The sequence below is a fragment of the Paenibacillus sp. FSL H7-0331 genome, from assembly GCF_001956045.1.
The window spans coordinates 19,300-44,241 of the sequence record NZ_MRTH01000001.1; the positions used below are offsets into that span (position 1 = coordinate 19,300).

Consider the following 24,942-nt stretch of genomic DNA (forward strand, 5'->3'; position numbering starts at 1 on the left):
CTTTCAATATCTCTGTATGGTTAATGTGTTATCGAAGCTGTTTTAACTTGCGTATCGTCGGCATCATGATCTTTCTTCTTGAACCAACGAGCCATTCTGTCATTAAAGCGAGCGAGCATGGCGTATACAATCGGGACAATCAGCAAGGTAAGCAGCGTCGAAGTCGTTAAGCCTCCGATAACTACAACTGCGAGACCCTTGGAAATAATCGTTCCTTTGGAAAGTCCCACTCCGAGCGGCATCAAGGCCAGAATCGTCGCTCCAGCTGTCATGATGATCGGTCTCAGACGTGTCGTACCCGCTTCAACCAGCGAATCGCGAACTGAATGACCACTCTCCCTCAGCTGCTGCACTCGATCCACAAGCACGATCGCATTCGTAACCACGACACCGATGAGCATCAGGAAGCCGATCAAGGAAGTAATATTAACAGATTCATGGGTAACAAACAGTCCGAGCAGCCCTCCGATAGCGGCAAGCGGCAACGAAACAAGAATCGCTAGTGGTGCACTTGCATTACCGAATGCCAGCACCATTACCAGGTATACGATAAAGATTGATGCCCCCATGGCGATGAACATTTGCTGAAAACTGGTTTCAATATCGTCAGTTACACCCTTAACTTCGGTTCTAACATCACTTGGAAGCTCTACAGTTTTGAGTGCTTCACTGATTTTGGCACTAATACCGCCTTTATCAGGGCTATCAATTTTGGCATTGACCTTCACGATTTGCTCTTCCTTCTCGCGAGTAATAGCGACTGGAGCATCAATTTGTCGGATCTTGGCAATCTCATTGAGATTAACTGTAACGCCTGTAGTCGTTTTGATTGGGAAGCTTCCTATTTTGTCAACCGAATTTTTGAATGATTTATCCAGCATAATTTTGGTTTTAAAGGTTGTGTTGTCAAATTTCAAATCCCCGATCTTCTCTTCAATCAGCCAGCCTCGAACTGTATTCGTAATTTGTGCCGAGGATAAGCCGTACAGACGGGCTTTGTTTTGATCAACGTTGATCTCAACCTCTGTCTTGGATTCACTGAGTGTATCTTTAATTTCTATTAGCTCAGGGAACTCTCTCATTTTGGCTTTAACACTTTCTGATGCTACCTGCAAGCTTTTCAGATCATCTCCTTTAAGTGCATAGGAGAAGTCTGTATCGGATGAAGGAGGTCCGCCAGCAGACAATGCAGAGCCATCCACTTCTGAGCCTTTTGGCAAAGTATACAGAATTTTTTCTTTGAATTCCTTAACAACGTCTTTGGCATTAGATGCCTTCGAAGCGGAAGCAAAGAACGATGAACGATAAGCAATCCGGTCTGTTCCGTTGTTATAGCCGATCAGCGACTCAAAATAATCAAAGGTCGGTTCGCCTTTGGAATCCTTGGATTCACGAACCATGGCTTCAATTTCCTTGACCTTCGCATCCATTGTTTCTATCGTCGTTTCACGCGGCATTTTTATCGAGAATTGCATCAGCTTCTCCGAATCACTTTCCGGCATGAACGATGTGGATAGATAAGGTACTGTGGAAACAATCGTTACAATGAATAAAATAAAGGCTAGAAGCAATGTTTTCCAACTATTACCTAATGACCAGATCAAAGTTTTTTTGTACAATCTGGAAAATGCACCCAGAGAGTCAGCTTCATCGTGGGTCTTGATTTTACTGTTCATAACCAACAGCTTGGCAAGCATCGGGATGATCGTCAAAGCGACAATCAAGGAGGACATTAGAGCTACAGCCAGTGTAATGGCAAAAGGTCGGAATACTTCACCTAACACCCCGCTTACAAAGGCAATAGGACCAAAAACACCAACTGTAGTGATCGTAGATGAGGTAATTGCCGAGGCAACCTGCGCAGTAGCGATCTTGATAACCGATTCATTGCGCTGCTGCGCTTTCTCCAGTTCACTGTATATATTCTCGATAACCACGATACTATCGTCGACGACCCGGCCGATGGCTATGGCCATGCCTCCAAGTGTCATGATATTCAGGGAAATACCGAGTGGTCCCATGAACAGGAGCGTTACTATGATAGATAACGGAATCGATACAAGTACAATCAGTGTCATACGTACGTTTCTCAAGAAAAGCAAAATCATCAGTGAGGCCAACACAGCACCCAATGCGCCTTCCTGCACCATACCATTGATCGAATGCTTGATATCTACGGCACTGTTATAAATCGTATGGAAAACGATGTTCGGATATTGTGTTTTCCAACCATCCATCAATTTGTCGGCAGCAGCACCAAATTCAACCGCATTGGCGTTTTTGGTTTTGAACAAATTGACACCAATGGCAGGCTGGCCATTCAGGCGGGATAAAAAGGTCGCTTCATTAATAGCTTCAATCTTGGCAAGCTCTTTAAGCAGCAGTGTGGTACCGGAGGGGGTCGTGATCTTCATATTCTCCAGATTATAAACACTGTTCAAGTCAGTTTTTACACGAACCATTTGTGTATTTCCGTTAAAGTCTACAGAGCCTGCAGGACTCGTCTGCAAAGCCGCCTTAATGCTGCTGGATACCTGGTCCGGCGATAATCCATAGTTACTGATCGCATTGGCATCCATTTTCATCGTCAGTACAGCTTCCTGGTTACCGATGGAATCTACGTGGTCGATCCCTTTGATCGATTCATAACCTGGTAGAATAACATCTTTGTACACCTTATCAAGATCCTGCTGACTCATTCCATTCGTTCCGTAAACGGATATGTAGTATACCGGCTCAGAGGCAAAACCGAGGGTCTGCACTTTGGGTTTTTCCGAAGATTGAGGAAGAATAACATTGGAGATTAAGCTTTCCACATCTTTTTTAACATCGTCAGGCTTTTTATCCTGCTCCAGCTCGATAACAATGGATGAAAAGTTATCGCTTGAGGTAGAAGTCAAATTCTTGATTCCATCCAGGCTGGAAATCGCTTTTTCCAGAGGCTTGGTAATGTCATCGAGAACATCCATGGGGGGAGCCGTATATTGGGTGTTGATCAATACAACCGGAAACGAAATATCCGGAAAGCTCTCTACCTTCAAGGTTGTTGCTGTGTAAATACCGCCTCCTAACAGCAGCAGCGTAATAATAATGACAGCCGTAATATTTTTCATTGAAAATTCGGTCAACTTATTCATCTCTCTACTCCTCCATATACATTGGCTGACTTCTTAGACGTCATGCTTCCAGCTATCCCTTCATTTTAAGCCCACATTTCCTTAGTATAGCTTCGAGACCTGATTATGTAAGGTGACAAATGTCATGAAATCAGCACTTTAACCCTATCCCCCGCCTAGTCAAGATTCAAAAAAAAGCTGCTCCCGCCGAACTTTCCATTCCTCCTCCAAGCCATCCAACCGTGCCAATAGGATTTCATGAAGGGCTTGCATTTCCAAAAAACGGCGTTTGGAGGCATAGTGTGAAGGTTTATCCGACTCCTCCAATTCAGACAAATTTGAAAATACATCTAGGGTAGATTCAATCATCTTCTGAATATCGCCTATCTTCATAATCATGATTTGTACGGTAGTCATGCTGAAATCATCGCTTATGTAGTAATAATCCTTACGATTGCTGCTGGTCGGCAGCTTGTGACACATCATATGCTTTTCCAGAGTCCGCGCCTGTACACTGATTGCAGCTTTGGTAACACCCAGATTCTCCGCTATCTCCTGAAGACTCATGGGGCTTGAGGCAAACAGTAATTGAGCAAAAATCTTGCCAACCAAAGGACTGAACCCTTCTGACTCAAAGGATAGCGACATATGATTGCTTATGTTTGTTTTCAAGTCTTCAAAGGACAGTTGTGGCGATTTCATAGCAATCTCCTTAAATCATCGTTGATATCATTAACAATGTTGTTAACGATAATAACATTAAGTGCTTTTGAAAAAACTGTCAATAGTTTTGAGAATATTTAACAAATCGTTCATAATTGAAAAAACCAAAAACCGCCCTGACCAGCCTGCTCTACATGCTGTTGGACGGTTTGGCTATTGACCCTTAAACCCCAATTAATCCGTTGTTGTAAACCAATCGATCTTCTTGCTGGCTAACAGCTTCTTTTGACCCTGAAAAGAATCATAGATGCTGAGCTTGTACGTCTTTAATGTATCCAGATGGAAAATCAGGTCCGCATCACGCTCTGTAATCCGGAATTTTTCCTTTTTGCCCAGTCTGATCTTATCATCATTGACTGCTGGATCTGAGGAGACGGCACCTGCTGAGGCACTGGAATCTGAGCTTTTACTATCAAAGTCCTTAAAATCAAATTCTTTCGTAAATGTCTTGTTGCCCTTCTCATCCTCAAAACCAAATATAAGCTTGCGTCCCTCGGTATTCGATTCGATCCTCACGTTTTTGGTCAGCTCATAATCGAAGGTCAGTCTGAGTTCGTCTCGGTTGAGCCACGTATTCACGCCGCCGACATGAAGTGTATACGGAAACAGATCGATTTTTTCAAAATCGTCCTTCGCAGTAAAATTCTCATTAGGCAGCCAAAATGCTGCGGCATTCACATAGGCATCCGGTTTGGCTTCTTTTTCCGTATACTTGTCCTCGGTTACCGCCTCGCCGATCATGACATGCATGTTCGTTGTCGGGAAAGTTTTCGGCAGCGTGCTGGATACAAACAACAGAGCGGAGCCGCCCGGACCTACCTTATTTTTGATTTCGGAAATGGCAGCAGGATAAACGGAGCCGTCGATCGTTTTAAATTGCGCGACAAGCTTGGATACGTCCGTAGAACGCTTCTCGAGATTCGTTGCTTCCATCTGTACGGTAAAAACATCGGCCGTATCCCCTGTATAGGTATTCACACCAAGCACTTTGTAGCTGGCGCTTCGGCCCACAATAGCTTTTTTGTACATATCCCCGACATTAATGTAAGGCATATTGAGCAGCTCGGAGCTTTGTGCAAATTTTAGCAGCTCTTCCTTTTCGGTTTCGCTGATTTTCTCCTCAAGTACAAGCTTAATGGAAGAAAACTCATACGTATAAGGCATTTTTCCTATAAACTGAAAATTCGCCTCACTCCCTTTGGGGAGCCCGATCATTTTGTCCGTCTTAATCAGCTTGGCTTCTACTTTGACGTTATCATCCAGTAAATAGTAGCCTACCAAATCCGGTATCGGCAGAGCCTCAACGCCTTGATTAAGCAGTGTGAAATTCGCTGTCAAAATATCCTGATCTTCCCAAGGCAGGCGCTGAAAGGAATTCAGCTTGGAGGTATACGTACCCGCTTTGTTCGTAAAATGATATTCCGTTCCCGCGTCGACGCTGTCAGGAGCAGACACAGCAGGCAGCTGAAAGTAGGCAATTGGCAGGTTCAGCTTCAAATCCGCTGCGTTCTGGATAATGACAAGCTGCCAGCCTTCCGTGCTGACCGTGATTGGAACAGAGCCCGTTAATTCGATTTCTTTTTTGATTTGTGGATTAATCGATAAATCCTTTAAGCTCTTCGCGTCCAATGGGTACATATAACCCTCACTTGTGCGCAGCAAAAACTGGTATGCAGGCACAACCGCTGTTCGATTTCCGACATTTTCCATATTCAGCACGACGGTAGGGGAGTAATTCTTTTCGTTTTTGGTCATAAACACTTTTTTTATCGAACCCTTAACCTCAGTACCAGCCATATTAATAATATGAGTTTCATTCACGGGTGTAACCACCGAATACCCGGCGGGAACCGCAACCTCCCCTATCTTTCGTTCAAAATTCGGCTGCGAAAAGTCCCATTTGATCACTTCAAACACAAGATCGCTGAGCTCGGTCGTTTCATTAACTGATGCATAAAAGCTGATATCCTGTACCGATTGCGGCGTTATCCGATTTTTATCTTTATCCTGCGGCAGTACCCTGACAGAGATTTGATTGCCTGATTGCGTCCGCATGCGTACCCAATAGTCGATAAAAAGCAGATCAGTGCTCGTTGTATTATGGACACTCAAAGTAAAGGAAACCGTCTTGCCGCTTTGCTCTGTCAGCATCGTCACATTCTTCAGCTCGAAGTAGCTGCCTCCCTGAATCTCTACCGTACCGAGCGCAGGGGCCGATCCAGTAGTCAGAATGGCGCTGCTGCTGGACGGCGGCGTTGTGCCGTTATCTGCCGCAAAGGCAGGAACAACCGTACTTAAGGTGACAACGGCTGACAACAGCAGGATGGCGGTGGATTGTTTAATAATGATCATGATGGGGTTACCCTCCTTAGAGTTTTCCGTAGGAAAACTGACTTCGTAAGCAAATTCTGTGTTTTCCTAAGGAAAACTGACTTCGTTAGCGTTGCTAGGTTTTCCATAGGAAAACCTTATCTCATCATTGGAACAGCGTTCATCGTGCCAACAGGTCCATTAGGATTATCCTTCATTTGCTGCAGCATGGCGTCGCCGTCGGTTTGCCATTTTTTCAGAGCATCCCTGATTTGAATCTTGTCCTGTGATGCGTCTTCGAACAAACGACGACCAATATCCTGAACCTGGTAAATATTCGGCTTGTCGCGATAAACCTTGTTATCGGGCATTGGTGCAGGGGTCAAGGTTGTAAAGGCTTCAATGTGGAATTGCACACCGTCTTTGGGCTTAATGTATTTCTTGCGAGTAACGATATTATAAGAGCTGCTTGCTTTCAGGCGTGCCCAATCTTCACTATTGATGAACTTGATAAATTTCCATGCATCATCTACGTTCTGAGCTTTGGCATTGACTCCCATAATCCCGTTCATACTCATATACCCACCTACATCGGGAGCCTCAGGATGAACCGGTAAGGTGACGACATCCCAATCAATTGGCGTAAAGCTCTTAACATTCTGGGCACTTTTATTGGCGTTCGTAATTTGACTCAGTTGACCATAGTTAATGATCGACATCGCCACACGTCCAGATAAGAAATCGTCGTACTGGAATGGATTAAAATCGGCACCACCTGGATTCGACATTTTAGCTCTCATGGCTGCCTGATCGAGCTGTTCAGGCAGCACTTTGTCCTTTTTCAGCTGCAGCATCGTTTTCCAGATCTTTTCCCATTGATCGGTATCGACCGTCATTTTATCGCCCTTCTCATCGTACATCCTTAGCTGAAGAGGAGCTGTGTACATCTGGATCGAATAGAACAGGTCGCCCATCGATTGGGTCGAGAAGGAAAATCCGTATTTGCGGTTTTCACCCTCGCCTTTACCCAAGCGTCTTCCCAGATCAAAAGCTTCCTCCCACGTCATTTTGTCTTTGGGATAGGCTACTCCGGCTTCATCAAACATTTTTTTGTTATAGACAAGCGCAGAGGAGTTAAAGGTTGGGGCCAAAGCATACAGCTTGCCATCCCCTGATTTCTTCAAACCTTCGATGACAGCAGGAACCATATCGGAGGTATCGAACTTGTCCTTGGTAATCATCGGATCAAGCTGAGTCAGCAAGTTGTTGCTGATCAGTTCAGGCAGCTGGTCATAACCGACCATGACCACATCAGGCGGATTGTCACCCTGCATGACTTCCTTGAGCTTATCGAGTGGATCGACCTGCTTTTTACTTGGGTCCGGCCGGCCATATCTAGTGCTCTCGTCTATGGTTGATACGATTTCCAGCTTGATATTAGGATTGGCATACTCAAAGATCTCCGTAAATTGCTGGCGGAAATATTCATCCTCGCTACCGCCCATTGTCGTTGCGATTCGTAGAACCCGCTCCGTCTTGTCCGATGCCCCCGGCATTTTTGTGCAGGCCGCCAGCAGCGGAATCGTAAGTCCCGCACATATGGACAGCAGCATAGCTTGCTTAACCCATGGTTTCATTAACTAAAATCCCCCTTTGTAATAGTTGTTGCTTAAATTTGGCTTGCTGTGGTTGTCCTTATGTAACTGCCTTATGTAGTTGTTTGAAGCACTTATGATTTATGTGTATATAATGAAGACGCATGAAGTCTTCAAAATACATCAGGACAAACTCTTAGGAGGGCGAATAATGATCTTCTCCCCATCAAACTCCATTGACGCCTTGCTATCAATTTTCAGTGCCTGTAAATAGGCCTTCGGGATTTGCAGCCGTCCGGCGCGATCCAGCACGACATATTCCTCATGCACATCCTGCATCGAATGTAAGCCAGAAGAAACTTCAGATCCTGCCTCATCCAGATTCGGATTGCGCTTAATGAACTCCGTGCTGGTCATCCCATCGCGAATCGCTACAACACGATCCACCTTGCTGGCGAGCTCCATATCATGAGTTACAATAACAATCGTAACCCCCAGCTCGCGGTTCAGCTTTCGAAAAATATCCATGATCATATCCGAGGTTCGTGTATCGACTGAGCCCGTTGGTTCATCCGCCAGCAGCAGTGTCGGTTTGTTGGATAAGGAAATCGCAATCGCTACCCGCTGCTGCTCGCCTCCAGAGAGCTGCTGCAGCTTATTCCCCATTCGCTCCTTGAGGCCAACCCATTCCAGCAGCTGCTTGGCGTAGGCTCTATCGTATTGACCACTCAGCATCATCGGCATTTCGACGTTTTCCAGCGCGGTCAGGTAAGGAACCAGATTGCGGGCGTTATTTTGCCAAATAAATCCAACGGTTTTACGCTTGTATTGGACAAGCTCCTCGTCAGTGATTTTCAGCAAATTCCATTCTCCAACCTGAACCTGCCCTGCCGATGGACGGTCAAGACCTCCTAAAATATTCAGCAATGTGGACTTACCACTGCCGCTGTTGCCGATTATCGCCATCATTTCGCCACTAGCAACAGAAATATTAAGACCTTTGAGAGCGACGACCTCGATCTCGTCGGTTTTGTATATTTTGACAAGCTCTTCACAGCTGATCATCGCTTATTTCTCCTCTCCCAGCTTCACAGCTTGATGAACACGCAGCCTGCGTATATGCAGGAACAACAGTGCAGCACCCGTCAGCATCATGAATGCCACGACAATATATAACTGATCGGTATCACGGGCATTAAATACTACACGGAACGGTGGAACCTGTGTCTGCACGTTTTCTGCCGTCTGCAAGAAGGGCAGGAATAAATAACTGGTCAGCTTCCCAATTCCTATACCGAGAGCGATAGACAGCCCAGCTGTAAAGCCCTGCTCCAATAAAAGCATTCCCGTTAGCTGTCTACGAGAGAGTCCCATCGCCCGCAGTACGCCAAACTGCACAACTCTGCTGGAAAGATTGAAAAACCAATACAGGATGTAACCAATTAACGACACAAGCACGGAAACCAGAAATCCAAGACTCAAAATGCCAAATACGCCACCACGGGATGGATGCTTTTTCTGGATAATCAGTTCGTTGCGCACGTCTTTGACACTGGCAATTTCAATCTGTTTGGCTGTCAGTGCTTCGACAATGGGTGTAACCTTCGCACCGTCCTTCATTTTTAACCACACCTCATAAGGAACAATCGGGGCCTGATCATAAATGTATTCCAGATTAGCAATGAAAAATGGGGTTTGATCCGGATATTGACTTGGCCAATAAGGAACCGTAGCCACAACGACAAACTCCACCTGCTGCTGTTGAATGGAAATATTAATAATGTCCCCTTCCTTGATGTGGTTCTTCTCGGCAAAGGACGTCGGAATAATGACAGCCTGCTCATACGTGCCAAGCAGATTCAGGTAGGCGTTGGGATGTGCCTTGAACAAATCCTTGCGAAACCAGGCGACTTTGGCAAAATCCACGTTGTCGATTCCCATCAACATGCCTTGCCCTAACGATTTTCCCGAAACCACGACATTACCTTTGGTCCGTAACACTCGTGCTGCGTGGTCGATGCCTTCCGTCTGCTGAAAAACAATGAATGGAGGCTCCACATATCGCAGCTTGGGAGGAGGTCCTTCCATGCCACTGCCAGCACCACCGGGTGCGCCTCCGCCCTGTTGGCCGGAACCGCTATTACCGCCACCTGGAGAGCCACCGTTTCCCTGGGAGCCACCGGCCCCACTTCCGCTGTTTCCACCATTTTGACCTGCGCTTTGATCCTGTGGAAGCTCATCGGATACTCCAGTCCAGACCGCCTGCACAATCACATCCGTACCATAGGCATACAGAGTGCGATCCGTGGAGTTCAAATCGATGGTTCTGGCCGCCGATGCATTGTACACACCAAGCCCCAGGGTCAAAATGAGCAGCAGCATCAGCGGGTAATAAGACCCGGCCGAACGTGACAGTTGCGTCAATGTCAAGTAAATCGGCACCGGCAGGAATCGCTTGCCTATCCAGCTCCATAAGCGGAGCAACCACGGAAACAGCCGCAGAAAAAACAATCCCAAGGAAATAATCGATAAGGCCGGTACAAAAAACAGCAACGGATGCACCTGTAATTGATCAGTAGTAAGTCCTGTCTGAGCCGTGAGCAGCTGCCGCTGGTCGAACAAGTAGTAACCATAACCTACTAAAGCGATCAATCCCACATCCAGAAACCATTTTTGCCAAAATGGCGACCGGTCGGCACGAGCCAGCTTCTGCTTATAGCTGACAATAGAGGAGCGTGCATATACAATGGCCGGTATGACGCTGGCCAGGATCGCTATGAAGACAGCCGCACCCCCGTACAGCAAAGCTTCGGTCGAGACACCTACCGGTACCGATTGGCGGTCAACGAAGGTTAGAAAGCCGCTGGAGGAGCCTATGCTCTTGGCCATGAACCAGCCAAGCATAGGACCTACGATTAACGCAGTCACCCCCAGCAGAAACCCTTCAAGCAAATAGATGCCAATAATTTGTCGGGTACTGCCGCCCCGGCTTCGCAGAACAGCAATTACACTGCGCTGCCGATCCAGAGATTGACGCGCATTCATCACAATGTAATAAAAAACCATCGCAATCATGGGTGCGGCTAACGTAAATAGCAAAATTTGCAGCTGCAGACTCTGCGATCTGAACTCCTGCAGAATAGGAATAAACGATAAATCGACCCGTGTATTTTTCAGTTTCTGAAACAAGGTGATATCCAGACGCTCCAGTTTATTTTGCAGCGGAGACAATTGACTTGTCTGAATCTCCCGTAAGTCAAAAGCATAATACCAATTGGCCAAATTGAGCGGAATTTTTTTCTGTTGAAGTATGTAGGTTTGAAATGACTGCTCGCTCATAAAGAGGGTGTTAACCAACCCCTCCATACCTTGAAACCAATACGGATCGCCTTCCTTGCCCGCTTTGACCGTACCCACTATCTTGATCTTGAGCGGTGCTATACCTAACCCCCCGCTAATCGGATAATTGAATACATCACCGATATGCATATCGTTACGGAACATCGCTTCTTCCAGAATAACAGCTTCAACGATACCGTTTTGAATCTGATCCGCATACCATTGTCCCTGTACGATCTCGATTTGCTCCTTCAAACCGCTTTGTGACATCAGGGTCATCTGGCGTTTTTTGCTCGGATCCACGGTTTGGGGGTTATCGGGTGCCAACTGGGAGGAGCGGATCGAATAGCTGCGGACATAGGCCTGATTAGGAAAGGCAACGTCCTTAGGAAGTTCGGTTTGGATGTATTGATCCACGTCGGCAAGTGCATCCAGATCTGCTTTCTCACTCCCCGTTGCCTGATAACGAATCAGCAGTGAGCCTGCCGGTAGTCCATTGCTCTTCTCTTCCAGCGATTTGCTGACCACACGCTTCAAGGATCCATCGGCATACATCGGTATGCTTGTCGTAAAAGCAACAGCCATGATCAAGCCGAGTAGTGAGCTTAAGGTTAGCCAGCGCGTGTTCCACATCTTGCGGTATAAAAACCGAAGCATCGGTATCGACATTATCGACCCACAACTTTCTGCCCCGGCGTTAGTCCCTTAAGAATTTCCACATCCGTCGATGTTTGCTGACCAATCTCTACATCCACTTCTTTTTTGTTCCCCTGCTCGTCTACCAGCTGCACATAGTTTCGTCCCGAATAAGAACGCAAGGTAGATAAAGGAATCGTGACTGCCTTTTCTTTGCGCTGGATGATGACGGACACACTGAGCCGTGTCCCCCTATTCAGCCCTTGCGGAAAAGGATCCAGCTGTACAACCAAATAATTGTCAATCGTATCCGGCGTCTTCGGTTGCCCATTGCTTCCCTGACCACCAACGCCGCCATTACCTGTATCTACTTTAGGATTAGGCAGCTGTAGTACTTTTCCTTTGTGTTGACCTGCAGCATTAATGTCCACGACAACCTCCATGCCGACCGCGACCTTTTTCAAGTCGTCTGCACTTAAGCTCCCGACAACAGTCAGCTGAGACAAATCAGCAATCGTCGCAACGGCATCATACGCTTGTGCGGTGTCGCCCTTTTTCAGAAATACAGAAACAATCGTACCGGCATAGGGTGCCGTCAGCTTCGCCTTGGCAATTGTGTTTTCCAGCTTGTTCAATTCCTCACGTTTCAGTTCAAAATCGATTTTTGCCTGCTCCAGCGACTCCACAGTCATTTCATCGGCTTTGCGCAAGGTTTCAATCATAACAAGCTCATCCTTGCGTGTTTGCAGACGCTTCTGCTTCAGCTGGCTCTCCTGCTCCGTCACATCAAGCTCGGCAATGAGCTGACCTTGCTCCACCTTGTCGCCGCTCTTCACCAGAACACTCTTGATTCTGCGGCTTGCTTCATCGGTAAAATACAGATCTTCCTCCTGAGTAGCCATCAGTTTGCCAGAGCCGTGCACCTTGGTTTCCAGTGTATCGGTTTTCACGATGTACTCCGGCTTTTTGGATAGCTTGGGAGCTGTTATAACCGGCAGCTTCTCCTCTTCATCCTCCTTCGGCAGCAAGGAGCAGCCCGATACAAGCACTAGCACAGCCGCTAAACAAGCGATTGCGACAGGCCGCACGGACAGACTACGTGCTGATAAATTTTCCATCCACCATTTCGAATACATGGTCGGCAACCTCCATAATTGTCGGATCGTGTGTCGTCATACATATCGTTACTTGCTCAGTCGTAATAATGTCACGAAACACCGCCATTACCTGTGCACCCATCTGGGAATCCAGCTCTGCTGTCGGTTCGTCGGCCAACAACAGAGAAGGTTTATGCGCTATCGCTTTGGCAATAGCAACACGCTGCTGCTCGCCTCCCGATAACTCGAAAGGACGATGATGCATACGTTTGGAAAGCCCTACCAGATCCAGACAATGGGCAGCACGCTGCTTCCATTCTGATCGCGGAACCCCTGCCATTCGCAGCGCCAGTTCAACATTTTCCCAGGCAGACAACAAGGGCATCAAGGCATACGATTGAAAAATAAAACCGATCTCCTTGCGACGAATCTGTGTGCGTTGATCGTCACTGCAGCGATGAAACGGATGATTAAGAAACATAATCTCACCCGTATTAGGCTGATCCAGCCCTCCGATCAAATTCAACAGCGTTGTTTTACCTGAGCCTGAACGGCCTTTGAGCATGACGAGCTGCAGCGGATAAAGGGACATGTTGATGCCTTTGAGTACATGCAGTTGACTGCCTCCAACGGGAAAGGAACGCTCTACTCCCGATACGGTAAGAATCGGCTGGGTAATGTCAAAACGCTGCTCAATGATAACCTTTTCCGCCTTAGAAGCCACAGCACCATCATTCATGACAGGTTGTAAATCAGTTTCTGTGTTGAGCTCTCGCCCTTCAGAAACCTTGCTTGTTTGTTTTTTTGGACGAAGCCAACCTATCATTTTGATCCTCCTATAAGTGTTCTTCCAGGTATCGCTACCCATAAGAATAACGAACTATGTAAGCTTCCAACAGCACTCTTCATAAAAACAGCCAGCTTCATCATGACTCGCCAAGCTTCCATGAACCAACCTGGTTTTTCCTGATCTGCCAGCATACAGCAGTTTGACCTGCGAATGACAAAATGATCTCCCCTAATCTTAGACGAGGCGAATCGGCAAAAGGTTACAGAAACAGGATAAAAATTAGCTAGTCTGATGAATACTATCGAATTTCGTTGAATCTACAACCATACATTGATAAACAAACCGAATTGTTATATAATTACAGGTCAACATATTTTCACCTTTATCTGTAAAGACGTCATTTTATCAGGCTTTACCATGCTATAGAAGACTTCGGGAGGTTACTATTCATGTCATCATCACTAATAGAACAGCTCATGCGAGCCATTAAAGCGAAGGATATGGAACAAGCAGCCAACTTACTCAATGAACATCCAGATGTGGCGCGGCACAAGGATTCAGAAGGAAACAGCCCTATCCTGATCGCCCAATACTATGGAGCCAAATCGATAGTTACTTTATTGCTTGACCTCCATGTAAGCTTAAATATTCATGAAGCCGCTGCAGTTGGCAAGCTATCGGCTGTAGTCGATCTACTTGAGGAGTCACCGGCGCTTATGGACAGCTATTCACATGACGGCTATACACCGCTTGGCCTGGCTGCTTTCTTCGGGCATAGCACTATAGCCGCAGCTCTCCTCGAACGCGGTGCAAAAGTCAATACCGTCTCTTATAACACCATGCGTGTGACACCACTACATTCGGCTGCCGCTGGCAGGCATACTTCTATCGCTGAGGTACTTCTGCTGCATGCCGCAGACCCGAATGCTCGCCAGCAAAGCGGTTGGACGCCGCTGCATTCAGCAGTACACAATCAGCATATCGAGATGGTTACACTTCTGCTCAAGCATGGCTCAGACCCTGAAGCTGCCAACGATGAAGGGGTAACACCTGTCGATATGGCCCGAAATTCCGCTAACGTAGAGCTTCTCAACCTCATCACAACGGATTTGGTATAAGGGATACATGACCGTACCTACTGCATGCCCACCACAAAAAACGGCATCCCTTCCTCATCAGAGGCGACTGCCGTTTTTTTTGATTCCCTATTTCAATTCGTAAGAAGAGCTGCTTAGTGGACCAAGACGGTGAGTTTGGGATACGCAACCTGGATCTCTGCCGCTCTTTTCTCCAGAATATGAAGCTCAAAGTCGGCTGCAAACAGATCCGGATCCGTCTCCACAGTTACACTCGTCCCCGTTTCTCCTGTAGCTCCCACGATCCGTACACCCGTTTGCGGAATACCGTGCTTATAATTCTGTCTGTACACATGGCCGTCTCTGCGTATTTCCACAGCTAGTTGATACGATAAAGCATTAACTACAGCAACACTTATCCCTTTTTCACCCCCTGCTGCAAAATACGGTGCACTTAAACCAGGACGCTGAATATCGGTCAGCACAGCCAGTAAATTCGGTTTATCAGGTGCGCTGAGTGCGCTGATCGGAATCCCCCGACCGTTGTCTGCAACAGTCACATTTCGTTGATCATGCAAATAAATATCGATCTGACTGCAATACCCGGATTGGTGCTCCAAAATGGAATTTTCGATTAAAGCCCAAACGAGCAAGTGGGGGTCATACTTCGTCTTTCCTGCACCTAAATATAAACCTGCGTGATCTCTGGCTTCGGCCATATCCATATAATTCCCGGTATCCGCCAAATCAGCCGCAGCTGCGAGCAGCAGCAGAACCGGAAGAACCCGATGTGCCGGCAGGCTGTACTCACCTCCCCGTTCTTCCTGAATGAGCAAGTCTGCTCCCATTAATGCTTTTGTATGATGATACAATTGACCCGTTGTCCCCATATGAAGCCGCTCCACTAAATCCGTACCATTGACGGGTCCTTGCAAGACAGACCTTAATATATCGAGTCGCTGCTTGTTCCCAAGCGCTGACAATATCTTGGCCAGCTTCTCGCCATCCTGGTTAAGCAAGCTGCTGATTTGCTGCTCCTGGGCTTCCCACTTGTATTTGATTGTGGAATTTCGATATTGGCCGGAATAATAAATGCGACCAGAACCCCCATTTGCTTCGTCAACAGGGTCTGCCGGATCACTTATAATCTCACTTTTCCGACTGGTATCCATCCTGCTTTGCTGCACATACCTTTGCAATTCATTCAATTGCTTCTTCAATTCATCCATTTCCAAACCCAGATCACGAGTCACACGAGCACCTCCAAATTTCAATATTTACGTTATTACGTAAATTAATAATAACATAATTAATCATTGAAGTATATCCACTGTATAGCCTCTGAGTCATCCAAACAGAACCGGAAAATAAAAGAACCTTTAGGCCACTCTATGAACGGCAACCTGATAATGGGTCACTTAGTACAAGTGTCATCCTACGGGTCACCGTTCAATATTGTGGAGCTAAAGGTTCCTGTTTATTTAGCTTGCTGTAATTTTCGCCCGAAGCTTCCTAATGCTAACCAACTGAATGCAAAGACAAAGAACTTCAATGGCTGTTTCCAGCTCTTCTAATGAAGGGAATGTCGGAGCTATCCGAATATTCCGATCGTTGGGATCCTTGCCATACGGATACGTTGCACCAGCCTGAGTCAAGGTAACACCGGCTTCTGCGGCCAGACTGATCACGGCTTGGGCACAGCCATCCAACGTATTCAGACTTATAAAGTATCCGCCGCCCGGCTTTTTCCAGGATGCCAGCTGCTTTCCGCCAAGCTCCGCTTCAAGCTTGTTTAACACCGTATCAAATTTAGGTTTAATTATAGCTGCATGCCGGTTCATATGCGCTGCGATCTGCTCCAGATCAGGGAAAAATCGAACGTGTCGTAGCTGGTTAATTTTATCAGGTCCAATAGTTTGAATAGATAATTGTTTCCGAATATAACCAACGTTAGCGACATTGGCTGCCATCACGGCAACGCCTGAACCAGGGAAGGTGATTTTGGAGGTTGAAGCGAATACGAATACACGATCCGCATTCCCTGCCGCTTTACACGCTGCCAGCATATTTTTTAACGGATCAGGACGGTCAGTTAAATGATGAACCATATAAGCATCGTCCCAAAAAATTCTAAAATCAGCCGCTTTCGCAGGCATCGCTGCCAATCTGTCTACAATCTCATCGGAATAAGTGATGCCTTCGGGATTGCTATATTTCGGCACACACCAGATACCTTTAATCGAATCATCCTCGCGAACCAGCCGCTCAATCGTATCCATATCTGGTCCATCATCCAGCATATCGATCACAATCATTTCAATATTGAAAAGCTCGCATATCGCAAAATGTCGATCATACCCTGGACTCGGGCAAAGAAATTTCACAACCGGCAGCTTCCCCCAAGGGGTCTGACTGCCGTACACACCATGAATCATCGCTCTGGCTATCGTATCATGCATCAGATTAAGGCTCGAATTGCCACCAATGATAATTTCCTTGGAATCCACCCCAAGCAATCGGGCAAATAACGCCTTCGCCTCCGGAATCCCATCAATTCCACCATAATTACGCAAATCCGTACCGTCTGCTGCATTCAACAAATCGGACGATTGTACAGTATCCAGCATTGGCATCGACAGGTCTAATTGCTCTGGAGACGGCTTGCCTCTGGACATATCCAGCTTCAACTTGCGATTTTTGTAACCGTCATATTGTTCCTGTATTTTCAATTCAGCTTCGACCAATTCGTTGGCGCTCAGATCACTAAGTGCACGCATTCCGATGACTCCTTATCACAGTCGTACCGCTGCTGCGGTCACGATCTGTTTATTAGTATGATGTTTCATCCATCATGGAGGCTTCAATTAAGCGAATACCGCTATCATCTGGAGCGAAATTTCTGTGAATGCTCCTTGGCCTGCTCAACGGTTGTAATCCGATTGCGGCTCCATTCCAACAAAATCCGATCAATGTAGCGAAAATGCACCTTGCCTGCAAATACCGCTTCCTTCAGTCCAGCCAATATCAACGGCTCCATATATTTATCTTTGTCCAGCCAACCCGTGATCGATTCGAGCTCCATCGGTGTTAACGGACGGGCAAACTCTTTTTCGAATATCGAAAAAATATCCTTCCTGGTTTCCGGCTCTGCAGGCTCCAACGCTTTTTTGCGCTGCAGCTCCTCCTCATACCAGAAGCCGGCCAACCGTTCCAGCAGCGGATCCAGATTGTATTTCTCTCCCTGTATCCCGCTAATCGGGTCAACCGCTTCATCAATGGTCAAATGGCCCGCCTTCAACAGCTTTTGCAGCGAAGCAATGACCTTTTCTGGCGTTACGGACATACGTCCCTGCAGCTCCTCTAGCGTGGGAAACTCCTTGCGTTCCTTTTCCATAAAAGCCAACACATGAATCATCAGCATCACATCGACTTCCGTAAGCTTCAACTGATGGTAATGCTTGATCAGCAGGTAAGGGACAGCGATATGCCCCGCCTTCCAGCCAGTTGCAAAAGCACTCAGCAGCTCCTGCCGCTCACGATCCTTCTCATTTTGTTTCATCGATCCACCTCTTCACGCCAAACAATTAAGGATACAACCGGTACAACAACCGCGGGAATGCAATCGTCTCCCGTACATGATCCAATCCACAAATCCAGGCAACCGTCCGCTCCAGACCGAGACCAAAGCCGGAATGCGGTACGGTACCATACTTACGTAAATCGAGATACCATTGATAAGCTTCCTTGGAAAGCTCATGCTCCACAAAACGCTGCTCCATCAATTCGGGATCGTCAATCCGCTGGCTGCCGCCAATAATTTCCCCGTAGCCCTCAGGTGCGATCATATCGGCACACAGCACAACTTCAGCACGATTCGGGTCTGGCTTCATATAAAATGCTTTGATTTCTGTAGGGTAATTCGTAATAAATACCGGCTTGTCATAGCTAGCTGCTATCGCCGTTTCATGCGGCGCACCAAAATCCTCGCCCCATGCAAATTCATGTCCGTTTGCTTGGAGGAATTCGACTGCATCATCATATGATATTCTTGGAAAAGGTGCTGTGATGCTTTCAAGCTTGGTCACATCGCGTTCCAGAACCTCCAGCTCCTTGCGGCAGTTGTGCAGTACCGATTGGACGATATGCGAGACGAACTGCTCTTGTATAATGAGACTTTCCTCATGGGTCACAAAAGCCATCTCCGGCTCAATCATCCAGAATTCGATCAAATGACGGCGTGTCTTGGACTTTTCCGCCCGAAAGGTAGGACCAAATGAATACACACGTCCCAATGCCATCGCTGCCGCTTCCATATACAATTGACCGCTTTGCGTCAAATAGGCATCCTCGTCAAAATACTTCGTAGCAAATAAATTCGTCGTCCCCTCGCAGGAGGAAGGGGTTAGAATCGGAGGATCGACCAATTGAAAGCCGCGTTCGTCAAAAAACTGCTGAATCGCACGTATGATTTGTGCACGAACAACAAGGATGGCACGCTGACGCGGCGCACGAATCCATAAGTGGCGATGGTCCATTAAGTAATCTACACCATGCTCCTTGGGCGTAATCGGATATTCTTCGGTAATCTGAATAACTTCAATACCCGTCACATTCAGCTCATAGCCGCCCTTACTGCGAGTATCCTCCCGAACGGTCCCTGTAACATACAGCGAGCTTTCCTGCGTTAGCTTGGCGGCTGCTTCCCATACTTCTGTCGATACCTCGCTTTTCACGACTACACCCTGAATGTAGCCCGATCCGTCCCTCAGCTGCAAAAACTGGATTTTGCCGCTGGAGCGCTTATTGTGCAGCCAGCAACCCATCTTCACTGTTTCATTAGCGTGCTTCTCAACCTCTCGAATCATCGTTAAATGTGGACTCATCGCTTGATCCCATCCTTCCAGAATCTAATTTACACTGCTATTCCGTAGGCAACATTCTATATCCGCTACATCCATTATATCCGTTTTCCAGCAAATGTTTGTTCAAAAGTCCACTTTTGATCATGAAGTCACACACAAGCTCGACTTATGAAACGCGTATACTTATTATGCTTTCTGCCGGGCCAATATTAAACGATATGTATCACGAGCAATGACCAATTCCTCATTCGTAGGAATGACCAGCACTTTTACACGTGATCCTTCGGTCGAAATATCCCGATCTCCATGCGCGCGTTGTTTATTAGCTTCCTCATCAAGCTCCAGCCCCAGGAACGTCAAGTTCCGACATACCGCTTCACGAAGAATGGATGAATTCTCACCGACTCCTGCCGTAAAAACAAGGACATCCAGCCCATTCATAGCCGCGGCATACGAGCCAATATATTTACGCAAGCGATACTCATACATGTCAAAAGCCAATACGGCACTCCCATCACCTGCAGCCATCGACTGTTGGATTTCCCGCATATCACTGCTTAAACCGGAAATCGCCATTAAACCACTATGCTTATTCAACATGGAATTGACCTCATTCATCGTCAGTTCCTCTTTGCCCATCACATAAGGGACAATGGCCGGATCAATGTCTCCACTGCGAGTGCCCATCATTAGTCCTTCGAGCGGCGTCATTCCCATACTCGTGTCGACGGATTGACCGTTAAGTATCGCGGCGCAGCTTGCTCCATTGCCAATGTGGCAGGTCACCATTTTTAGCTCGGCAAGCGGTTTCCCTATGAACCTGGCCGCACGTTCGCTCACATAATCATGTGATGTTCCATGGAAGCCATAACGCCGGACCTGATGCTTTCGGTATAAAACAAGTGGAATCGGATACAGATAAGATTTCGCAGGCATCGTCTGATGAAAGGCTGTATCGAATACAACAACCTGAGGAACATCAGGCATATTCAACTCTACAGCGTTAATACCCAGCATATGCGCAGGATTGTGCAGCGGAGCAAGATCAAACAATCGCTTGATTTCCCGCTTGACCTCCTCATTGACAATCACGGAGCTGGAGAATGATTCACCACCATGCACGACGCGATGACCAACCGCATCAATATCGGATGAAGAAGCGAGAACCCCGTGCTCCTTGTGCACTAGTATATCCAGCACCTTGCGAATAGCCGTAGTATGCTCCAAAATCTCGGCTACCTCGCGAATTTCAGTCCTGCCTGCAGGCTCATAGCTCAGAATCGCAGAATCCATACCGATCCGTTCAACTCTGCCACTGGCCAGAACCTCTTCATTAACCATATTGTACATAAGAAACTTCAATGATGAGCTTCCCGCATTAATAACCAAAATATTCATAGACGATCACCATCCCTGTCATACCGAAAAAAGCCCTGCCCAGTCTTGGTTCCGAGCTCCCCTGCCCGAACCATTTGCTTCAAGAGTACGGCCGGTCTATACTTGACATCTCCGAACTCTCGGAACATCCGCTCCATCGCCACCAGCACTGAATCCAATCCGAAGCGGTCAGCCAGCTCCAACGGACCATAATGGAAGTCATAGCCCAAACGCATCGCCATATCAATATCCTCAGCGCTTGCCACTCTCTCAGACAACGTATGCATAGCTTCATTAATAAGCACGCAGATCAATCTCGTCGTCACGAAACCAGGAGATTCATAGACCTGTACCCCGTGCTTTTGGATCGTCGTCTCAACGAATTTCTTCGTTTGTGAGAACGTTTCTTCTGAGGTTTTTAATCCTCTAATAATCTCCACCAGATGGATCCGGGATACCGGATACAAATAATGCATGCCAATCACCCGTTCCGGGTGCGCTGTGGATGCCGCAATTTCAGTCAGACTGAGCGTCGAGGTATTGCTTGCCAGAATAACTGGTGCCGGACACAACCTGTCCAGCTGCTGAAACAGCTGCTTCTTTTGTTCCAAATCCTCGCTGATCGACTCTATGACCATGTCGCAGTCCGTTAGCAAACTCATATCGGTACTTTTATGAATGCGGGATAAAATCAGCTTTTTCTCAGCAGCCGTGATCGCCCATTTTTCCATCTGCTTATCCAGACTATTTTCAATATGCTCCCAGGCTTGCTCCAGCTTCTGTGTCGTTCTGTCTATTAAAATTACATCGAGGCCCTGGGCCGCCAGCATTTCCGAAATCCCCTGTCCCATGGTGCCTCCGCCAACAACACCAACCTTGTTCCATTGCATACAACAGTCCTCCCCGGACGCATGATCTCTTTCTCTATAGGAACTCCTATCAGAGTCATTATACACAACATAGGGTCGAAAAAAAAATAAGAAAATCGGCAAACAAACAAAAAGCCCGCGACTGCCACAGCAGCACGAGCTTTCCATAAATCTTCTATATGAAACTAGTCATTTATACACCGTTTATAGCAACAATCTTTTTGGTATCTTGCGATTCAAATGCAGCTATAATAACGTTCAATGATTTCAAACCTTCTTCTCCGGAAATGCGTGGAGGTGTAGATGTCACCAGACTTTCAACGAACTCATCAATAACGCCGCTCGTTACTTGCTTCTCGTTAGTCGCCATGGCTCCTACTCTATGTTTTTCTACCGAACCATCTCTCATCAGAACAATAACTTGATCTTCAGGATCTGTACCAATTTGCAAGCAGCCATTCTCGCACCATAGAACTGTGCTGTTATCTTGACCTTTGTAATAAGTCCAGCTTGCTACAAGCGTTCCGATCGTGCCGCTCTTCATACGCAGCAAACAAGTTGAGTTATCATCGCAGTCTGTTCCTTCTTTGTGTAAAGTACCTACAAAAGCTGCCACTTCAACAACTTCATCTTCGAGCAGCCAACGGATCAGGTCGGATTTATGTACGCCCAGGTCACCCATTGCGCCCATAATGGCTTCTTCTTTACGGAAAAACCAGCTGTTGCGTCCATCGATACTCCAGCCTTCCGGACCCGGATGACCAAATGATGTGCGGAACGTTAATACTTTACCCATTTTGCCCGTTTCCAGAATTTCTTTGGCTTTAACATGTGGAGGCATCAAGCGTTGGTTGTGACCTACCATCAAATACACATTGTTGGCTTTAGCCGCTTCAATCATAGCCAGTGCATCGGCTTCATTGGTTGCCATCGGTTTCTCAACCAGTACATGTGCACCGGCATTGGCAGCAGCAATAGAAGCAGGAGCATGCAAGATGTTCGGCAAACAAACACTAACTGCATCCGGCTTCTCGGTGCTTAGCATTTCTTCATAATTGGTATAAGCTTTGGCTCCGTATAAATCTGCATAATGCTGAGCACGTTGATTCACAACATCACAAAAAGCAATCAATTCCACATTCGGATTGTCCGCATATTCAGGGATATGTCTTTTTTCAGCAATGGAACCACAACCGATAACAGCTACTCTAATTTTACTCAATTTTCTCAACTCTCCCATTCGACTATGTTGGCTTGAACAATTGATATCGTTAATTTTCTATTGCGAAAATGCAGACAGGTAATGTTCTTTAACCCATTGCAGACTTGTCGCTACACTTTCAATCGGCGGGTTCGCACAGCGGTCCTGTTCCACGATCAGCCATTCGACACCAGCATCAGAAGCGGCTTGAATTACATTTTGTAGATCCACTTCGCCTTTGCTCAGCTCCACCGTGTCCATTTGAGCCTCAGGGCCCCTTTTGAAATCTTTTAAATGTAATAATGGCAGTCTGCCTGTATAGCTTTTGATATATTGAAGCGGGTCTTGACCAGCGAACTGCACCCAACAAACGTCCATTTCTACAAGCACATTCTCAGGGGTAGTAGCGGTATACATCGCATCAAATACAAACTCGTCGCCGATTTTCATTTCGAATTCAAACGCATGGTTATGGTAAGCAAATTTAAGTCCTGCTTCACGCACGATTTGACCTGCATGCTCAAAAAATTCGAACAGCGTTTGCCAAGCTTGCGGACTTTGACGGTCCTCTGCAACAATATGTGGAATGATGTAATATTCAGCACCAATCGTTTTCAGGTAAGCGATTTCTTTATGAATGTGGGCGCGCGTATTAACCAGGCTCACATGAGCACCAATGGCTTTAAGGTTTAGTTCCTGCAACAGATCTCTCAGTTCTTCAGCTTCCAAACCGCCATAACCCGCGAATTCAACACCTTCATATCCAAGCTCTGCCACACGGCGTAAGGTTCCGCGAAAATCCTCAGCCATTGCATCACGAAGCGTATACAACTGTAAGCCAACACCCATTCTTCTCATATCGGTTAGGTCTCCTTCAAAAGTATTTGTATTTGATTCCATTGTAATCAATAATGCCCTATAATAGCTATGAACGATGTGGTTATCACATGAACGATCTGGCTACAAAATCAAACGAGGTGTTATCGTGCACTCCCATATATTAACCTGCGGTTACTCGTATCATTCACAAAAATTCACCAACAGCTATAAAGAAGGCGTAACCACCTATTTGTTCCGGCTGCAAACCGAAGGCTGCTGCTATGCACAGGTCAATGGTAATATGACATTGATCGAAACCGGCGATCTCCTCTTGTTCAAGCCGGGTGATGCATATGATCTAAGGGTCGACGAGCATACAAACAAGCTGCAGCAATCCATTGTCTCAAGTGGTGACTACTATATTATGTGCAAGGGCGACTGGATTGACGAATGGTGGGCCAAGTCGAGAAAACCACAAAAGGTACGGATTGCAGTCAATGAACGTATACTTACGATCTGGCGGCAAATTATTTTGGAAAAACGACGGTTTGAAGAAGATAACAAGGAGCTATCCGATTATTTGCTGCGTGCGCTCTGCCTATACATAGATCGTGCGATTACCGAAAACAATTCACGTCACGGCAGCTCCTTTCTGGCGACAAGAATGAAGAGCTTTATTGAGGAGCACGCCATTTTACCGTTGAAAGTTGAGGATGTAGCCCAGCACGTTGGTATTAGCGTCTCCCGAGCGGTCCATCTGTTCAAGGAATGCTTCAATAAAACGATCATTCAGTACACACAGGAAATCCGCCTATCCACCTCGGTTGAGCGCATGGCCTACAGCTATTTAACGTTGGAGCAGATTGCAGAAACCTCCGGTTTTGGCAGCTATTCGTATTTTCACCGTGTGTTTCGTGACAAGTACGGCGTATCGCCCAAGACGTTCAGGATCAACATTCAGTCAGGTCAGCTGGAGAAAAAGGAATTAGAATCGATGCATTCGTAGCATAGGCTGATAGGGTGTTACCGAAACATCTTGAAGCGCATACCATCCATCCTTTATACTGAATTTGGAGTGTAAAATCACGGTCCGGTCGGTAGTCCGGGCGCATAAGGGCTTGCAATAGCAGTG

Annotated in this window: 18 protein-coding genes; 2 read left to right on the forward strand and 16 right to left on the reverse strand. The window is 46.7% G+C overall.

The window, feature by feature from the left end; genetic code table 11:
• Nucleotides 1-20 precede the first annotated feature (20 nt).
• From BK127_RS00115 to BK127_RS00150, 8 genes are all read right to left on the reverse strand, one after another.
• A complete protein-coding gene (locus BK127_RS00115; protein WP_076227268.1) occupies nucleotides 21-3,137 on the reverse strand; it encodes an efflux RND transporter permease subunit in 3,117 nt (1,038 codons plus the stop codon).
• Between the two features lie 159 nt (nucleotides 3,138-3,296).
• Nucleotides 3,297-3,818 carry a GbsR/MarR family transcriptional regulator gene (locus BK127_RS00120; protein WP_076227271.1) on the reverse strand — a complete coding sequence of 174 codons (522 nt, stop codon included), beginning with the start codon at nucleotides 3,816-3,818 and terminating at the stop codon, nucleotides 3,297-3,299.
• A 195-nt stretch (nucleotides 3,819-4,013) separates the two neighbouring features.
• Nucleotides 4,014-6,191 carry a hypothetical protein gene (locus tag BK127_RS00125; RefSeq protein WP_076227274.1) on the reverse strand — a complete coding sequence of 726 codons (2,178 nt, stop codon included), beginning with the start codon at nucleotides 6,189-6,191 and terminating at the stop codon, nucleotides 4,014-4,016.
• A 116-nt stretch (nucleotides 6,192-6,307) separates the two neighbouring features.
• Nucleotides 6,308-7,786: an ABC transporter substrate-binding protein gene (locus BK127_RS00130; protein ID WP_076227277.1), complete on the reverse strand. Its 1,479-nt coding sequence runs from the start codon at nucleotides 7,784-7,786 to the stop codon at nucleotides 6,308-6,310.
• Between the two features lie 141 nt (nucleotides 7,787-7,927).
• Nucleotides 7,928-8,809 carry an ABC transporter ATP-binding protein gene (locus BK127_RS00135; RefSeq protein WP_076227280.1) on the reverse strand — a complete coding sequence of 294 codons (882 nt, stop codon included), beginning with the start codon at nucleotides 8,807-8,809 and terminating at the stop codon, nucleotides 7,928-7,930.
• 3 nt (nucleotides 8,810-8,812) lie between these two features.
• The gene (locus BK127_RS00140; RefSeq protein WP_179097337.1) at nucleotides 8,813-11,752 is read right to left on the reverse strand and encodes an ABC transporter permease; all 2,940 of its coding nucleotides are present in this window, start codon (nucleotides 11,750-11,752) and stop codon (nucleotides 8,813-8,815) included.
• The gene (locus BK127_RS00145) at nucleotides 11,752-12,837 is read right to left on the reverse strand and encodes an efflux RND transporter periplasmic adaptor subunit (protein WP_256711124.1); all 1,086 of its coding nucleotides are present in this window, start codon (nucleotides 12,835-12,837) and stop codon (nucleotides 11,752-11,754) included. Before BK127_RS00145 ends, BK127_RS00140 begins: the two co-directional genes overlap by 1 nt.
• Entirely contained in the window at nucleotides 12,815-13,642 is an 828-nt protein-coding gene (locus tag BK127_RS00150) for an ABC transporter ATP-binding protein (RefSeq protein ID WP_076227285.1), read from the reverse strand. Before BK127_RS00150 ends, BK127_RS00145 begins: the two co-directional genes overlap by 23 nt.
• Nucleotides 13,643-14,055: 413 nt before the next feature.
• On the opposite strand from BK127_RS00150, the gene BK127_RS00155 reads away from it, so the two are divergent.
• The gene (locus BK127_RS00155) at nucleotides 14,056-14,724 is read left to right on the forward strand and encodes an ankyrin repeat domain-containing protein (RefSeq protein WP_076227288.1); all 669 of its coding nucleotides are present in this window, start codon (nucleotides 14,056-14,058) and stop codon (nucleotides 14,722-14,724) included.
• Nucleotides 14,725-14,837: 113 nt separating this feature from the next.
• On the opposite strand, the gene BK127_RS00160 is transcribed toward BK127_RS00155, so the two are convergent.
• From BK127_RS00160 to BK127_RS00195, 8 genes are all read right to left on the reverse strand, one after another.
• Nucleotides 14,838-15,935, reverse strand: a complete 1,098-nt coding sequence (locus BK127_RS00160; protein WP_076227290.1) for an ATP-binding protein — start codon at nucleotides 15,933-15,935, stop codon at nucleotides 14,838-14,840.
• A gap of 228 nt (nucleotides 15,936-16,163) precedes the next feature.
• The gene (locus tag BK127_RS00165) at nucleotides 16,164-17,459 is read right to left on the reverse strand and encodes an aspartate aminotransferase type Ic (protein WP_076227293.1); all 1,296 of its coding nucleotides are present in this window, start codon (nucleotides 17,457-17,459) and stop codon (nucleotides 16,164-16,166) included.
• 104 nt (nucleotides 17,460-17,563) lie between these two features.
• Nucleotides 17,564-18,241 carry a DnaD domain-containing protein gene (locus BK127_RS00170; RefSeq protein WP_076227295.1) on the reverse strand — a complete coding sequence of 226 codons (678 nt, stop codon included), beginning with the start codon at nucleotides 18,239-18,241 and terminating at the stop codon, nucleotides 17,564-17,566.
• Nucleotides 18,242-18,266: 25 nt separating this feature from the next.
• Complete coding sequence (gene asnS, locus BK127_RS00175) at nucleotides 18,267-19,565, reverse strand: asparagine--tRNA ligase (RefSeq protein ID WP_076227298.1); 1,299 nt, start codon at nucleotides 19,563-19,565, stop codon at nucleotides 18,267-18,269.
• A 165-nt stretch (nucleotides 19,566-19,730) separates the two neighbouring features.
• A complete protein-coding gene (locus tag BK127_RS00180) occupies nucleotides 19,731-20,942 on the reverse strand; it encodes an acetate/propionate family kinase (RefSeq protein WP_076227301.1) in 1,212 nt (403 codons plus the stop codon).
• Nucleotides 20,939-21,811 carry a 3-hydroxyacyl-CoA dehydrogenase family protein gene (locus tag BK127_RS00185; protein WP_076227303.1) on the reverse strand — a complete coding sequence of 291 codons (873 nt, stop codon included), beginning with the start codon at nucleotides 21,809-21,811 and terminating at the stop codon, nucleotides 20,939-20,941. Before BK127_RS00185 ends, BK127_RS00180 begins: the two co-directional genes overlap by 4 nt.
• Before the next feature lie 172 nt (nucleotides 21,812-21,983).
• Nucleotides 21,984-23,012 carry a Gfo/Idh/MocA family protein gene (locus tag BK127_RS00190; RefSeq protein WP_076227306.1) on the reverse strand — a complete coding sequence of 343 codons (1,029 nt, stop codon included), beginning with the start codon at nucleotides 23,010-23,012 and terminating at the stop codon, nucleotides 21,984-21,986.
• A gap of 57 nt (nucleotides 23,013-23,069) precedes the next feature.
• Nucleotides 23,070-23,849, reverse strand: a complete 780-nt coding sequence (locus tag BK127_RS00195) for a sugar phosphate isomerase/epimerase family protein (protein ID WP_076227309.1) — start codon at nucleotides 23,847-23,849, stop codon at nucleotides 23,070-23,072.
• Between the two features lie 127 nt (nucleotides 23,850-23,976).
• Here BK127_RS00195 and BK127_RS00200 point away from each other — a divergent pair, with 127 nt between their 5' ends.
• Nucleotides 23,977-24,816: an AraC family transcriptional regulator gene (locus BK127_RS00200; RefSeq protein WP_076227312.1), complete on the forward strand. Its 840-nt coding sequence runs from the start codon at nucleotides 23,977-23,979 to the stop codon at nucleotides 24,814-24,816.
• The last annotated feature ends 126 nt before the right edge of the window (nucleotides 24,817-24,942 follow it).

Coding starts and splice junctions, on each gene's coding strand:
- BK127_RS00180 (WP_076227301.1), bottom strand. CDS start 20,942: ATGAATATTTTGGTTATTAATGCGGGAAGCTCATCATTGAAGTTTCTT.
- BK127_RS00140 (WP_179097337.1), bottom strand. CDS start 11,752: ATGTCGATACCGATGCTTCGGTTTTTATACCGCAAGATGTGGAACACG.
- asnS (WP_076227298.1), bottom strand. CDS start 19,565: ATGAGTCCACATTTAACGATGATTCGAGAGGTTGAGAAGCACGCTAAT.
- BK127_RS00195 (WP_076227309.1), bottom strand. CDS start 23,849: ATGAGAAGAATGGGTGTTGGCTTACAGTTGTATACGCTTCGTGATGCA.
- BK127_RS00130 (WP_076227277.1), bottom strand. CDS start 7,786: ATGAAACCATGGGTTAAGCAAGCTATGCTGCTGTCCATATGTGCGGGA.
- BK127_RS00170 (WP_076227295.1), bottom strand. CDS start 18,241: ATGAAACAAAATGAGAAGGATCGTGAGCGGCAGGAGCTGCTGAGTGCT.
- BK127_RS00150 (WP_076227285.1), bottom strand. CDS start 13,642: ATGATAGGTTGGCTTCGTCCAAAAAAACAAACAAGCAAGGTTTCTGAA.
- BK127_RS00120 (WP_076227271.1), bottom strand. CDS start 3,818: ATGAAATCGCCACAACTGTCCTTTGAAGACTTGAAAACAAACATAAGC.
- BK127_RS00125 (WP_076227274.1), bottom strand. CDS start 6,191: ATGATCATTATTAAACAATCCACCGCCATCCTGCTGTTGTCAGCCGTT.
- BK127_RS00145 (WP_256711124.1), bottom strand. CDS start 12,837: ATGGAAAATTTATCAGCACGTAGTCTGTCCGTGCGGCCTGTCGCAATC.
- BK127_RS00165 (WP_076227293.1), bottom strand. CDS start 17,459: ATGCGTGCACTTAGTGATCTGAGCGCCAACGAATTGGTCGAAGCTGAA.
- BK127_RS00185 (WP_076227303.1), bottom strand. CDS start 21,811: ATGCAATGGAACAAGGTTGGTGTTGTTGGCGGAGGCACCATGGGACAG.
- BK127_RS00155 (WP_076227288.1), top strand. CDS start 14,056: ATGTCATCATCACTAATAGAACAGCTCATGCGAGCCATTAAAGCGAAG.
- BK127_RS00115 (WP_076227268.1), bottom strand. CDS start 3,137: ATGAATAAGTTGACCGAATTTTCAATGAAAAATATTACGGCTGTCATT.
- BK127_RS00135 (WP_076227280.1), bottom strand. CDS start 8,809: ATGATCAGCTGTGAAGAGCTTGTCAAAATATACAAAACCGACGAGATC.